This is a genomic window from Gabonibacter chumensis (genome assembly GCF_024741215.1).
GTDB classification, from domain to species: Bacteria; Bacteroidota; Bacteroidia; order Bacteroidales; family Marinifilaceae; genus Gabonibacter; species Gabonibacter massiliensis.
In genome coordinates this window covers 1,483,913-1,498,576 of sequence record NZ_JANSKB010000001.1, presented here as the reverse complement: position 1 = coordinate 1,498,576, position 14,664 = coordinate 1,483,913, and the positions used below count along the sequence as shown (strand labels likewise).

The following is a 14,664-nucleotide window of genomic DNA, read 5'->3' as shown; positions in this document are numbered from 1 at the left end:
TATATAAAAACAATTTTAAACATTTACTCGCTATATTTCATGTAGTTATGATTATATTTTATTCAAATCACATAGATTTTACTCCATTTATACTATCCATATCATTTTTATTTTATAATATTACGCTTTAAACGAAGGTTTTATAAACACGATTCGTATTCTATTATTACATCATATTTACATTCCAATACTGAAACCATCTAATTGTCAATCAGAGTTATAATTATATATTACTTTGTATCTAATTTCTAAAAAATATACCTATTACCATTCTCATAAAACGTTCGTTTTATGAGTTACGTCATTAGGTTTAAAATACTGATATACTATCACCTATCAATCCTTAATATTCATATATATGTTAAAAAAGAAAGCCATGGCAAAAGAGAAAGAAACAGAAAACATTTTCAACTTATTAAACGAAGGGCTTACACTGGAAGGTGATTTACAAACGGATAAAGACATTCGTATCAACGGGACTCTAAAGGGAAACATGACAACGAACGGAAAAATAATTATTGGCCCGGTAGCAAATATCACAGGACAAACAAAAGCCCCTTACATTGAAATATTCGGCAAATTAACCGGAAATATTATTTCGGAAGGAAGCGTGATCTTGAAATCGAAATCCATCATAGAAGGAACGATTGTCACACACACTTTAATTGTAGAACCGGGAGCTCAATTTAACGGAGAATGTAAAATGATCGAAGAAAAGAAAGCGGAACCCCAACTGCCTCACACTCCCCCTAAAAAATAAATAGGCTTCGATTGTACAAAAATAACCGTTGTAAAATAAAGAGAAATCTGTTTTACAACGGTTATAAACTTTATCTTGTATACCTCTTTGAGATTATACCTTGTCTACTCGAATTCTTCAAGGGTCTTTTTAATGATGTCGACCGCTTCGAGTAATTGTTTCTTCTTAATTACCAAAGGCGGTGCAAAACGAATTATATGTTCGTGGGTAGGCTTAGCCAACAAACCGTTATCCCGCAATTTCAAACATACATCCCAAGCCGTCTTTCCATTCTTCGGCCTAATTACCACGGCATTCAATAAGCCCTTACCGCGAACCGACTCGATCATATCGGATTTTATCTCTCCTATCTTCTTCCGGAAAATTTTACCTAATTTTTCGGCATTTTCTACTAATTCCTCATCTTTCACGACCTGTAAAGCCGCCATAGACACTTTTGCCGCAATCGGATTACCTCCGTAGGTAGAACCATGCTCTCCCGGCTTAATAGTCAACATAATCTCATCATCGGCCAACACGCAGGAAACAGGCATTGCGCCTCCGGATATGGCTTTTCCTAAAATCAAAACATCCGGCCGGACTCCTTCATGATCACATGCCAACATTCGCCCCGTACGAGCCACTCCGGTTTGTACCTCATCAGCCATAAATAACACATTATGGGCCTTACACAAATCATAAGCCTTTTTCAGGTAGCCATCCTCAGGCACGAACACGCCGGCCTCCCCCTGTATCGGCTCCAATAAAAATCCCGCCACGTTAGGATCTTTCAACTCTTTTTCCAAGGCCGGAATATCATTATAAGGTATACGTACGAACCCAGGAGTAAAAGGTCCGAAACCCGCGTAAGAAGAAGGATCGTTAGAAAGAGTCACAATCGTAATCGTACGACCGTGGAAATTATTATCGCAGACGATGATTTTCGCCTGATCGGCAGGAATACCCTTCACGTCGTATCCCCAACGACGACAAAGCTTTAAAGCCGTTTCATCCGCTTCTGCCCCGCTATTCATCGGCAACACCTTATCATATCCAAAATACTCGGTGATGTATTCTTCCCACTCGCCTAAAACATTATTATAAAATGCCCTGGAAGTCAACATCAGCGTTTTGGCCTGATCGGTCATAGCTTTCACGATCTTCGGATGACAATGCCCCTGATTCACGGCAGAATAGGCGGAAAGAAAATCGAAATAACGTTTCCCGTTCACATCCCATACAAAAATTCCTTTTCCTCTCTCTAACACCACGGGTAGCGGATGATAATTATGAGCACCATATTTGGCCTCACGATCCATGTAATCTTTTTCTGTCATTTTTTTAATATTAGTTGGTTATACGTATTCATGTAACGTTCCCAATTTCATTAAAAAAAAGGAAAAAAACAATGACATCTGAATCGAAAATAAAAAAGAGCATACAGGATATTAATCTTGTACTTTATTATCAACCGCTTGCATATCTTCCGGTAAAGATTTTTTCCGTTTGAAAAAACCAAAATATTTTCGTAACAACTCTTTGAATGTATCGAAAGTCTCTTGATAAGAGATACCGACCCCTTGAACCGTCTCCGTGGCATTGTACGTGATCTTCTCATCCGTATGAGAATAAGCCTTCAATTTTAAAGTACCTTGCTTATTGATTTTTACATCCACGTCAAAATCTCCCGTGATCGGACTATTAGAAGTCGTTTTAGCCTTTTCGACCACATTACCGTTAGCAGAAATAGTCACCCGGTTGTTCCAAATTTGAGTGGAAAGAGCCAGTTCGAATTCATTGGTAGTCACCTCATCCCCGGGACGGTAAGAGAACCCTATATCAAAATTATTACTGATTTGCGAGAACCAACGAGACAACTGGTTAGAAAGCAACTCACTCGCGGTAGTCACTCCTACCTGATAACCGGCATTTCTCTCCTCCTTACCCTCCAATTTATCCACGTAATCCGGAGTGTAAAATTTATTCAATATCAAAAGAGAAAACATCTGCTTATTGATATCATCCTGACTGGCGAAAAGACTTTGTATCAAACTTTTCATCTGGGCGTCCAAAGAAGGGAAATTAATACTGAAGTTCACGGAAGGATTCATCAAATTTTCTTTCAAGTTCAGCACGCACTCCACGGGAACCTTGGTTGTCCCCTTCTCCACGCCGGACAATAAATCATTCAACGACGTTTTTAAATGATAAACAGCACTCATATCAATGATAGCGTCATCCAAAGAGCCATTCCATTTTATACTTCCCCCCGGAGTCAAAATAAATTTTTTGTTGACCAAATTACTCAACGTGAAAAGATAATCCCCTTTTTCGATTTTATATTCACCAAAAACATTTAATTGACGGTCTTTATCCAAAGAAACTCTGATATTCCCACTTCCCACCGTCTTCAATATATCCCCGATCGTAGGATCAAATATAATCTGTACCTCCAGATTATTATTAATCTCCAGGTTAGCATTCAAATCGACCCAATCTGCCAAGGAATGCTGAAACTCAAAAGGACGCCTCAGGGTATCCGAGCGCTCGTTACCCATGAAATGCAAAAATTGTCCGCTATTTTCCGAAGTGGCAGATGTCAAGGGAACGTATATTTTAGAATGAGGTTCCGTCTTTATATTTACAGCAAAATTAGTCGGCCCGTTCAAATTGTGCATACGAGTCAGCCCGCTAATATACAATTGACCATAGAAAGATTCGCCTTGTTCCATCCGCGTATTCAACACCATGAAATTCTTTAATTGTACATTCACATCATACAAACTGCTTCCTATATCGTAATATCCGGAACAAGTTGCCTCGTTGGCAGCGGCATCCCGAATAGCAAAACGATCCAACAAAATTCTGTTGTCTCTTATCTGTATCCGGTCGTCAATAGAAAAATCCGTATTCAACCCGGTCAAAGCGAAGGAAACAGTATCCATGCCTAAAAATCCGTTGACCTTAGCGTCCTCCATCGTTCCGGCCAAAGATAAATCACCGAAAACCGAACCCGAACCCTTTTTGATAAGATCCGGAAAGTAATTAGATACATATTTCATATCAATACCGGAGAGAGACATATTTATGTTTATACTGTCCGAAGAGGGTTTATAATATCCGGATATAAACAACGGCACCTGATCACCGATCTGGTCCGAGACCTGCATTTGCAATGCACTCCCCGGAGCATCCCAAAAAGAACGGATCTTCATTGTTCCCAACGTATCCCGATTTATACCCCACCGATTCACGTCTACGTTAGCATAAACCAAACGATCTTTATAAAAATCGGACACGTTCACCCGCCCGACTACTTTTCCAAAAAGTTTCACCTTATTATCGAAAATAATCCTATTAAACTCCGCCAGATCAAAATTATCAAAAGAAACAGTAAGCGTATCCCTCGGACTGCTACCGATTTTTCCCTGCAAGCTAAAACGTTGATCGCCACGATAGATAACAAAATTATTCACGAAGATATTTTTATCCTCTTTTAACAGAAGAGCCCTTTCGACCTGCCACACGCTATCCGCCATAACGATCGTACCGGGATTTACAAAAACTTGTGTAATATACCGGTCGTGATATTTCATCAATCGTAAGTTAGCCGACAAGGAACCGGAATAAGTTTCCTTTTCCCAATTTCCCCATGAAAGGGCATTGTCCACGTCATTGGTCTTTATATTCGTCACATTGCGAATATTATACAATTGTCCTATACGTTTGTATTTCAATTCATCCGCGGTATATATACATTGTAAAGTCAAAGAATCGCCGGTCGCCCGGATTTTCGAATGATACAAATGCATATCTCCCCAACGCAACGTGTCCGCTTCCAATCTCACTCGCAAACTCCCTTGATAATCATTGAAATCACAGGAGAAGCTCGTCCCGTCTGAAACCGTTAACTCGGGATAGATAACTTTCAACACGGGACTTATTTCTTTGAGTGCCGCTTCACAAATAAAATTCGTCCCCGGTCCCAATGCTTTATCTACAGCATAGCGATAAGCCGGGATATAACGACAGATCAGATTATCCACAAAATCTTCGAAAGTAAGCCCCGCGTAAAAGCCTTCCACGCGTACATCCGCCATGGAGGAGCGTAAATCTGTCAATCCATAGTCCTCTATCTTTTTATGATCCAAACGTATCGAATCGACGGTGAACTTTCCCCGAATATTTTCATACGAGAGATCTGAAACGGATAACTTCACTTCCGCATCTTCGTTTCTTTGTTCGTAATTACCGAAAAAACGGAAACCGAAGGATTCTCGTTCTCCAAAAACAGGCGTATTCCACGAATCCCAATGCCGGACATGCAACTCTCCCGACACATCCGCCAGCCGAATCGTATCCCCCCCGTACGTATAGTCTAACGCTACTTTGGCCTGTATACTGTCATTTTCCACGAACGAAGAAAGTTTCATATAGTCGTTATCTCCATGAACATCCAAAGCGATATTTCGCACCCAACCGTGATACAGGTTTACATGGCCAATTCGGCTATTCAAGGTAAAAGCAGACGATGAATCTCTCAAATACCCCGTATATTTCCCGAAATAAGAACCATTCCCCAAATAAGATTGTCCGGTAAGAAACCCATAATCCACATGATAAAAACGGAAACTTCCATGGTACCGATGCCCGGCTACCGTATCCGGTTTATAGGTTAATCCTATACTCCCCAGAAGCCCGGGAGTCTCACTTTTTGCCGTTAATATGAAATCTTCTATTCTACCCTTAAAATTCCCTTCCAAATCAAAAGTCCTGTATTTATGCAACAAGTCCGGCAACTTTACATAATGACTTTCCAACCAAGGCATGTAAATACCTTCCAATTCCTCAGGAGCAATTCTACTATCCCGGAACGCAATATCAAAATCCGTCTCCCAGAAACGGGGTAATCCTTCGGATTTAAATTCCCCTTTAATAACACTTTTCTCCCCAAGGTAAATTTCCAACCGACGCCCCTCCAGTCGATTTACCGTACTCGAAACCTCCCCACTCGCGACAACGATATTATTCATACCCAACAACTCCCCGTTAAAATAAGCCAAATCGTCAAAGTGTAAAGTGGAAGGAGAAAAAACATACCGCTGTTTCATCTTTTGAGTGAAGAAATGCCAATACCTTTCGTTCGGAACCCAATTGTATTGCAACGTATCCAGGTAAAGTTCGCTTCTTTCTGTCTGTATCAAACCTTTGGTAATCAACAATTGATCGTCTTCTGCCAGGATTCTTGCGGATAAATTCAATAAACGAAACCCGGATTTTTCTTCCAATGTCAATCCCGAAACATACGCCCCGTACCTACCTCCTGAAAAATCGATATCGGAAATCACTACATTCAACTTCCGACAGTCCACGTCTGTCCAATTGATCCCGTACTCCTCCGGCTCATATTCATCCTCCGCGTATTTGAAACGACAATCCTTCAAATATACCTTGGACAAATTTACATTCCATTCCAACGGAGATGCCGAGGTAACGGAAGAGGACAAGGTATCCCTTGCATTGGAAAGAACATCCAACCACAACTCTATATTCGTGACACCTCCCTCTTTACCTCGCGTGACCCACAGATTAAAAAGGGCTTTCTCAAATCCCATTTCCGTCACAGTAAAACGCCGTTTCACGAAACTAACGGAATCCACCTTCGTTACCAAACGTTTACAAAACAAAAGCGTATCTTTCCGGGCATCTTTTATCAACACATCCTCGAGAACCAACGATTCGATCGGACGGAAGTTTACTCTCCCTATGGAAATTTCCGTCCCCGTTTGCCTCTCAATCTGACGGGTAAAAAACTCCACAACCCTCGTTTGTACCCAAGGAGTCATAAATGCCAGATAAAGGATTGCGACCAGTAGTCCCAACCCGACCAAGCACGTAGATAGTATACTTATTATTTTTTTTATAACACAGCCGTTTTAGTTGAACGCAAATTTATTAATATTGCAGAACATTTTATGACCAGAAAAGGAAAATAATTTGAAAAATTGAAAATGAATAGATTTAGCAGTAATGCAATTATAAATTCATGTTCTACTGTTCATTACAAACACAAAACAATTTTATCGCATTTGCCTCGTCCGGTCATGTTAATTCTAAATTAAAAAACAATGAGTATTATCATATTAGGGATCGAATCTTCCTGCGACGACACCTCTGCCGCAATTCTGAAAGACGGTGTGGTATTATCCAACGTCATTGCCAGTCAGAAAGTACACGAGGCTTATGGCGGGGTAGTTCCGGAATTAGCATCCCGAGCCCATCAACAAAACATCATACCCGTGGTTGCTCAAGCCTTAAAACTTGCCGGAACCTGTGCCGACGAGGTTACCGCCATAGCTTTCACCCGGGGTCCGGGATTACTGGGTTCACTGCTCGTGGGGACCTCTTTTGCCAAAGGCTTTGCCATTGCCAAACAAATACCTATGATCGAGGTTAATCATTTACAGGCACATATCTTGGCTAATTTCATCAAAGAACCGGGTATTGAAGCCCGTCATCCTCAGTTTCCTTTTCTCACGTTATTAGTATCCGGAGGCAACTCCCAACTCATTGTCGTTCGGGATTACCTCGATATGGAAGTAATCGGACAAACCATCGACGATGCGGCCGGGGAAGCCTACGACAAATGTGCCAAGGTCATGGGACTCGGCTACCCCGGCGGACCGCTCATCGATCGCTTAGCCAAAGAAGGGAATCCGGAACGTTTCCCTTTCAACAAACCACAAATACCGGGTCTGGATTACAGCTTCAGCGGATTAAAAACATCCTTCTTATATTCCATCCGGGACGAAATAAAAAACGATCCTGATTTTATACAGCACAATTTGAACGACCTTTGCGCTTCATTGCAAAAAGCAATCATTGATATACTTATGTCTAAACTAAAAAAAGCAGCCAAACAGACCGGGATCAAGCAAATTGCCATAGGAGGCGGTGTTTCTGCAAACACTGGATTACAAAAAGCCGTACACGCGGAAGCGGACAGACTCGGATGGGAGGTATATATCCCCCGCCTCGGTTTCTCGCTCGATAATGCAGGTATGGTAGCGGTCACGGGATATTACAAGTACCTAAAATCCCAGTTCATCGGTTTAGAAGCTCCTGCCGATGCCAGAATGAGTTTAAAAATTTGACCACAATATAAAAATTCATTTATTAAATTACAATCACATGAAAATATTAGTTACGTATAATATCCCTCGTGAATCTTTTACAGCCTTGGGTAAAGAACAGACGGTAACTTTGCCGGAGGGAGAATTCTTCTCTAAAGAAGAGTTAATAAAAATGGTTCCTGAATACGATGCTTTATTAGGCATATTCACTCGTCCGATCGATAATGAGGTCATTGAAGCCGGCAAGAACCTGAAATTAATCAGCAATTTCGGCGTCGGATTCAATAACATCGATATCAAATTCGCCCGCTCGAAAGGTATTGCCGTCTGTAATACGCCCAAAGCCGTCTGTTTCCCGACCGCAGAAATGGCCATGGGACTTATGCTAAGCCTGGCCCGCAGAATTGCAGAATGCGACCGTCGTTTAAGAGTAGAAAAAGAGAGCATGTGGGGAACCATGAAGAATTTGGGCTACACACTCGAAGGAAGGACTCTCGGTATCATCGGCATGGGTAACATCGGGAAAACAGTAGCCCAGATGGCATCCGTTTTTCGAATGAAAGTGATCTATCATAATCGTCGTACTACCGTTGAAGGATATGAAAAAGTGGATCTGGACACGCTTTTACAAAGATCCGACTTCATTTCCATCCATACGCCTCTTACCGATGATACTCGGCATATGATCGGAAAACGGGAATTAAGTTTAATGAAACCGAGTGCTTTTTTGATTAACACGGCCCGAGGGGCTGTAATTGACGAACAAGCTTTGGCTGAATGCCTCCTGAACAAAAAAATTGCCGGAGCAGCCTTGGATGTTTTCGAAAACGAACCGCATATCAACGAAATCCTTTATAGCCTGGATAACGTGATACTGGCTCCGCACAACGGTACCGGAACCATCGATACCCGCATCGCTACCGGACGGGAAGCGGTCGACAACATATTGAACTTTTTCAAAGGAACCCCGACCAACGTGGTCAACTAAATACATGAAGGAGGAACAATTCGAATTGTTCCTCCTTCATTTTATGCTTCGGGGTATGGAATCGTAATTTTCAAATAAAGAAATAAATAGCTTCATTTACTTAAATACCTCTCGATTTTCACTCAAAAAATCGATTACAACTATTGCAATATATACAAAAAGCCCTATATTTGCACCCGCTAACGACAAGCAAACGTTCTTTGAACAAGGGCAGTTACCAGAGTGGCCAAATGGGGCTGACTGTAACTCAGCTGGCTTAGCCTTCGGTGGTTCGAATCCATCACTGCCCACGGATTTTTAATAGCGGATGCTGAAAGTATCCGTGATTGAAAAAAGTTTACCGTCAAAAGTCCACCTTTATAAGGTTAAATATTTTTCAATCAACAAGAAAGACTTCGTCTTTCGCTATCAAAAATCAGTAAGGTCTCCCCCTGAAGGATCGCCGAACAAAGCGAGGCCATCCACACGGGACAGGAACTTATATTTGCGGAAATAGCTCAGTCGATAGAGCACTAGCCTTCCAAGCTGGGGGTCGCGGGTTTGAGTCCCGTTTTCCGCTCTCATTTTAAAGGGACTGTCTAACAAGTTTTAGCCAGTCCCTTTTTGTATCTACCATCATAAAATTCTATCCCCGGAAATCTCCCGGCAAGTTTTAAAAACACGCATAATATATCCTCCGCTCTGTTTTATAGCTTTATTCAAGTAGACGTTCTCCTGCTCCTTTACCTGTTTTACCTGATCGAGATCTCCTGTCTTTTCCAACAAGCTTGCCTTCACATGTAACAAATTAGCTTGATACAGGTAATTGTCTGCCACTCTAAACTCCTCGTCAATCCACGCAATCCCCTTCCGGATAACAGAGGTATCCGGACACAAGACTAAAGTTCCTAAATTATCAATTACAAACTGACGACTCTCCCCGTTCATAAACCATTTCGCCTCTATTACTTCTCGCATATACTTTAACATTCCGTCAAAATCTCTTTTTTGACGATATTCCGCTGTATGTATACGAATCAAGGCTCCCGGCACGACAGGATAATCCAAAGATTTTAGATAATTCACGACCTCCTCCGTTCCCGGTCCTTTGCTGTTATTCATTTGTCCTCCCAACATATTTCCGGTTATATCATCTACCGTAGCATTAATTACTGTTGCTAAAAAAGCATCGACTACCTCAGAATCAATAATATCATAGAATTTTTTCCGTTCGTTCATCACGCGTTTAAAAGCCTTATCCAAAGGATCACGAATATTACTCTTGATTATTTCCCAAGTTTTACTATTCACGAACTCTTCCTCGGTCAAATCATTTAAATAATCAGAAATAACCGATTTCCGCCAATCATCCAAATTTCCGGCTGCAAGCATCCCCAAATATTTATAAAGAAACACATCGTCTCGCTCTCCATTCTTAAAACGTCTTGCCATTCCCCCTAAACTGTTTTGCGGATCTTGAGCAAGTTTAGCTTGCTCCATCAACCAATCCTTGTCTTTAGCTCCTGCGACTAAATGGACTAATTCTCCTGTACCCGGAGCAAAAAATCCGAGAGTCGGTACCACCTGCATACCGTATTTTTGAAACAAAACTTTACCATCCTCATCTTTTTCTATATCAAAACGAGCACATACAAAAGTATTATTAAAATAATCCGCAATGCTATCCCTTGAAAAAACATTCTCTACCAACTGTTTACACGGGCCACACCAAGAGGCGTAAAAATCCACGAACACCAATTTATTCTCTTTAGCCGCTTTTTGTAAAATATTTTGCCAAACACGACTTTTCTCAAAACGAATTTGACGATTTTGTGCCTGTATCTCCCACAGGGTCAACATAAATAATACAATTACCAAATATATTTTTCTCATATACATTTTGTTTACAACTATTTAACGAAGAAATTCCTTTCCGATTCTTTTTTATTCACTACCTAATTCTTCTGTATGTCTAACCAATTGTTGCCTTAATTTTTCCCATTCTCTCTTTTGTTCTTCCGAAATCCGAATCAATATATCTTCATCGATCAAACAAATTCCCTCCTTTACCCATTTTACATCCTGACAATCCTTCAATGCCGTCAAAAAATTACGAAAATAGGCATTACCGGACGACACGGGCAACACGTTGTATTGTAAAACCTGTCGCATATTCTCGAACAACCCCTCGTAATCTTTCTGCACAACACACTTTAAGGCGGTAAGTTGAATATAACACTCCGATGCTATCGGAGTATCGAAACGTTTTAAATAACTCATGAAGGATTCAAACGCTTGCTTATTCCAGCTGAATTTCGGATCATGTAACCAACGCAGGTAATAAAACATCTCTTGTCTCAGAGTTCTGTCAATAAGCTGATTTAACGGCCCGACTCCCCCCGCAATCCGGACAAAAACCTCCGGATGATCGGCAACCTTACGCATAGCCGTCGTAAAACGCAATATGCAGTAGCACCTCAGCCATTGCCAGTTTCTCCTCTCTGCCATCCGTTCAACAGGCAAAGCGGACAAATACTCCGGAACGAATACACGTAAATCTTCGTCATCTTTCGCAATCTCCAGTACGTCAGCATACTCATCCATAAAAGGAAATCCCCTCTCTCCCGCTTCGAATCGTTTTTTCAACCCGGTTGCGCCAACGTACAACTTGACCACGCCTTTACAATCCGGACTATTCGCCTTTCTCAACACAGTCACGTAATCAGACAAAAACTCCGGAGATCGATCTCCTCTTTCAAACCGTTTCGTCATCCCTTTCAAGCAACGTTTGGTATCCATGGCTCTTTTTCCTTCCGCTATAAACTCTTCCGACGGACAATAGCCGATGACCCGATGCACAACTTTCCCTTTCGCATCCAAAAACAATAAAGCGGGAAAAGCACGTAAGTTATATTTTCCGGCTAATGTCCTCCCCTCGCCCTCACTCATATCCACGGATACATTTATAAAGTTCGATTGAAAAAAACGAACCACCGAAGTATCGGTAAATACCTCTTTCTCCATTCTCCGGCACCCGTCACACCATCTCGTGTGACTATCCATAAATACCAATTTCTTCTCTTTTTTTGCTTTTCGAAAAGCCTCCGCCAATTCCGTATCAAACGACAATGTTTCTATCTTCATCTGAGCAAAACATACCTCGCTCAATATGCATAATACCGATAACCAAATAAATTTCATATAGTTCATTTTATATAAGAATACAAACAAACACTTACCCCAAAAGATTCAGTGATTCCCGGATTCTGTGATTATACGATTCAGTGATTGAATCATGATATCACCCAATCACTGAATCATTAAATCACACAATTTTTTAATCTACAATCGTCAATTTCGTTATTTAAATTCCCGATCCATATAATTACGTAACCACTGATATTTTTCAAGAACCTTCGGATAATTCTTATATTTTTCCAAAAAATCAGATTCTTTCCAACTGTAATACGCCATGATATAGTCATTCAAATCTTTTTCTCTTTTGGGAAGAGTGAATCCGTAAGACCCCGTGGGTACAGAAGAAAGACAGCCAAAATCTTCATGAGAAGGCTCTGGTTCGCCCATCGTATAAATAAACATCCCATAATTGGCAAAGGTGGGGTCGGGAGGCTCATTCCCACTCGGTATGCTTCTGATTACCGCATAAAACTCGTCCAACTCATTGCCCGTGTTATTGATCATGTAAGCAGCTACTGACGTGCTCAATATTTCGGCAGCCCAAATGTCTTTATCCTGATCCGTCATTTTATCAATACAAATAATTTTACCTACCAAAGTAGTCATCATACTACGGTAAACGTTCAATTCGATCTTCTTTCTGTTATCATTTAAATAGATTGTATCGACCAATAAAAAGCTATTTACGCGCACCCGTTTGGGCAAACGTCGAATCACCTGATCTCTCAATAATTCTAATCCTAATTTGATCTTATTTCTATTCGGAGATATCTTATACGTCAAATTCGCCGTCCCCGAAAGAGTATACCTTCCGTCCAGGATTTCGTAATAATAGTAAGGAGTTCCGTCTGCATTGACACCCCGTTGTTCACAACCGATCGTATCATTATAAAAAATCGGGATTCCCGTATCTTTATAAATAAGATAAGCCAAATGCTGTAACTCATCATTCGGATTGTCTTGTATCTCAAACCAATTGGTTAACTCGTGCATGGTGCCGGAGTCATCGTCCGAACAACTCCAAAATAGAATCAACACACAACACCAAAATAGTAATCTTATCTTCATAATTCATCCATTTTATATTATAACGCATTTCGATCTTCTCGTTCATTATCTTTTATCAGTCCGTTATTAAACGTAATCACGTAATCGGGTATCGGTAAAACCCATCCCCCGTCTTCACTGTATTTCTTTAACAGATAATATTCCGTTGACTGTCCTCCCGGAACGAAGTATTTATGTCTAATCTCTTTTTCCATCGGATATTTAGGGCTAACGGCATAGCGTCGTAAATCAAACCAACGATGTCCTTCCAGACACAACTCCCTTCTTCGTTCATCCCGGATAAATTGTACCAATCGTTCTCCGGAAAGAGAGTTTACCGCTACCCTTTCTCCATTCAAATACGTATTCACTTCTTCTCCGGGCACAAAGCGTTTCGCTCTTAATTCCTGTATCACACGAATTGCCTCGGCATCCCGATCCAACATAGCTAATGCTTCCGCTTTATTCAAGTATACCTCGGCATAGCGTATCAAACAATTATCAGAAATTTTAGGCTTGTCATAGGGCTTATTCCATTTTCTGATCACTAAAATAGCCGGTTCATAGTACCCCGATACAATTTTAAAGAAGTTCTTTCTTCTCAAATCACCTTCACTATACAGCCCGTACAAATCATCGGAAACCTGAAAACAATGTTTCCACATATCGAGGTTTTTCATCAAAGCCCCCATAGTATATGAGCCTTGAGTAAAGACTGTTTCCGGAGAGGCCTCGTAAGTGAAATCGAGATTCACATCCCTATCGACCAAATCCAGTAACCCATACTCTTTTCCAACCGAATCACATTGTTGCAATGCTTTTTCCCACTCTCCCATATAAAGATATACCCTGCTTAATAGGATACGAGCCGCAGATTGATTGGCTTGGAATACCGATTCCGTGGATAAGCCGGACAAACACTTTACCGCATGCCCCAAATCCGTCACAATTTGCTTATACGTTTCCGCCACAGAATTACGGGAATAATATTTGTCGACTACCTCATCCGTTATCTTCACGGGTACTCCCGGCTCCTGAACCGCCGAACGTTCAGCATAGGGTTTCGCGTAAAAATTAACCAATAAAAAATAGAAGTTCGCTCTCAAAAATAGAGCCTCTCCCTTTATCCGGTTTCGTAATTCCACGGGATCCTCCGTGAACTCATCTACTTTGCCCAGAATAACGTTCATCACACCTATTCGCTCGTACATACGTTCCCAGGTAATATCCCTATAGCTTTCTCCAAATTTGGAAAAAGGATTTTTTTGCCAACAATAGAAAGCAGCCAAAAGATCTCCCACGTTATCTTCATGCGGACTATTCGTATTCAAATAATCCGTCACGTCGTCGTCCATCACGTGAATCCACGGGAAATCAGGAGCCCCCTCGCCGACCACCGAAAAAACATAATACTCCGTATCGGTCCTAAAAGGCAAATAGCCTCCCCCGACCAACAACTCTTCCAAATCGCTACTCGACGTAGCGTAGTTCAGCTGAGTCGAATACTCCTCCAGAAAATCCCCGCATGATGTCATACAAAACATCACTAAAATCATAAAACTATATATTCTATTCATCAT

At 41.1% G+C, this 14,664-nt stretch carries 9 protein-coding genes and 2 tRNA genes; 5 read left to right on the top strand and 6 right to left on the bottom strand.

The window, feature by feature from the left end:
- Positions 1 to 358 precede the first annotated feature (358 nt).
- On the top strand, positions 359 to 760 hold the full coding sequence (locus tag NVS78_RS06400; RefSeq protein ID WP_286358411.1) for a bactofilin family protein: 402 nt from the start codon (positions 359 to 361) through the stop codon (positions 758 to 760).
- A 104-nt stretch (positions 761 to 864) separates the two neighbouring features.
- Here NVS78_RS06400 and rocD read toward each other — a convergent pair whose 3' ends face one another.
- Both rocD and NVS78_RS06390 read right to left on the bottom strand, forming a co-directional pair.
- On the bottom strand, positions 865 to 2,076 hold the full coding sequence (rocD, locus tag NVS78_RS06395; protein WP_286358410.1) for an ornithine--oxo-acid transaminase: 1,212 nt from the start codon (positions 2,074 to 2,076) through the stop codon (positions 865 to 867).
- Positions 2,077 to 2,187: 111 nt separating this feature from the next.
- Positions 2,188 to 6,585 (bottom strand): translocation/assembly module TamB domain-containing protein, encoded by a 4,398-nt coding sequence (locus NVS78_RS06390; RefSeq protein WP_286358409.1) that lies wholly within the window; start codon positions 6,583 to 6,585, stop codon positions 2,188 to 2,190.
- Positions 6,586 to 6,867: 282 nt separating this feature from the next.
- Here NVS78_RS06390 and tsaD point away from each other — a divergent pair, with 282 nt between their 5' ends.
- From tsaD to NVS78_RS06370, 4 genes are all read left to right on the top strand, one after another.
- Positions 6,868 to 7,893, top strand: a complete 1,026-nt coding sequence (gene tsaD, locus NVS78_RS06385) for a tRNA (adenosine(37)-N6)-threonylcarbamoyltransferase complex transferase subunit TsaD (RefSeq protein WP_286358408.1) — start codon at positions 6,868 to 6,870, stop codon at positions 7,891 to 7,893.
- 37 nt (positions 7,894 to 7,930) lie between these two features.
- Positions 7,931 to 8,860: an NAD(P)-dependent oxidoreductase gene (locus NVS78_RS06380; RefSeq protein WP_286358407.1), complete on the top strand. Its 930-nt coding sequence runs from the start codon at positions 7,931 to 7,933 to the stop codon at positions 8,858 to 8,860.
- 208 nt (positions 8,861 to 9,068) lie between these two features.
- A tRNA-Tyr gene (locus NVS78_RS06375) sits at positions 9,069 to 9,150 on the top strand.
- 196 nt (positions 9,151 to 9,346) lie between these two features.
- Positions 9,347 to 9,419, top strand: a tRNA-Gly gene (locus NVS78_RS06370).
- A 56-nt stretch (positions 9,420 to 9,475) separates the two neighbouring features.
- Here NVS78_RS06370 and NVS78_RS06365 read toward each other — a convergent pair.
- From NVS78_RS06365 to NVS78_RS06350, 4 genes are all read right to left on the bottom strand, one after another.
- A complete protein-coding gene (locus NVS78_RS06365) occupies positions 9,476 to 10,732 on the bottom strand; it encodes a thioredoxin family protein (protein WP_286358406.1) in 1,257 nt (418 codons plus the stop codon).
- 51 nt (positions 10,733 to 10,783) lie between these two features.
- Complete coding sequence (locus NVS78_RS06360) at positions 10,784 to 12,040, bottom strand: thioredoxin family protein (protein ID WP_286358405.1); 1,257 nt, start codon at positions 12,038 to 12,040, stop codon at positions 10,784 to 10,786.
- 159 nt (positions 12,041 to 12,199) lie between these two features.
- Complete coding sequence (locus NVS78_RS06355) at positions 12,200 to 13,105, bottom strand: hypothetical protein (protein WP_286358404.1); 906 nt, start codon at positions 13,103 to 13,105, stop codon at positions 12,200 to 12,202.
- Between the two features lie 17 nt (positions 13,106 to 13,122).
- Entirely contained in the window at positions 13,123 to 14,661 is a 1,539-nt protein-coding gene (locus NVS78_RS06350) for a RagB/SusD family nutrient uptake outer membrane protein (RefSeq protein ID WP_286358403.1), read from the bottom strand.
- Positions 14,662 to 14,664: the final 3 nt, after the last annotated feature.

What these genes read in the sequence shown, in the direction of transcription:
- NVS78_RS06400 (WP_286358411.1), top strand. Translation starts at nt 359, where the DNA reads ATGTTAAAAAAGAAAGCCATGGCAAAAGAGAAAGAAACAGAAAACATT.
- rocD (WP_286358410.1), bottom strand. Translation starts at nt 2,076, where the DNA reads ATGACAGAAAAAGATTACATGGATCGTGAGGCCAAATATGGTGCTCAT.
- NVS78_RS06390 (WP_286358409.1), bottom strand. Translation starts at nt 6,585, where the DNA reads ATGACTCCTTGGGTACAAACGAGGGTTGTGGAGTTTTTTACCCGTCAG.
- tsaD (WP_286358408.1), top strand. Translation starts at nt 6,868, where the DNA reads ATGAGTATTATCATATTAGGGATCGAATCTTCCTGCGACGACACCTCT.
- NVS78_RS06380 (WP_286358407.1), top strand. Translation starts at nt 7,931, where the DNA reads ATGAAAATATTAGTTACGTATAATATCCCTCGTGAATCTTTTACAGCC.
- NVS78_RS06365 (WP_286358406.1), bottom strand. Translation starts at nt 10,732, where the DNA reads ATGAGAAAAATATATTTGGTAATTGTATTATTTATGTTGACCCTGTGG.
- NVS78_RS06360 (WP_286358405.1), bottom strand. Translation starts at nt 12,040, where the DNA reads ATGAAATTTATTTGGTTATCGGTATTATGCATATTGAGCGAGGTATGT.
- NVS78_RS06355 (WP_286358404.1), bottom strand. Translation starts at nt 13,105, where the DNA reads ATGAAGATAAGATTACTATTTTGGTGTTGTGTGTTGATTCTATTTTGG.
- NVS78_RS06350 (WP_286358403.1), bottom strand. Translation starts at nt 14,661, where the DNA reads ATGAATAGAATATATAGTTTTATGATTTTAGTGATGTTTTGTATGACA.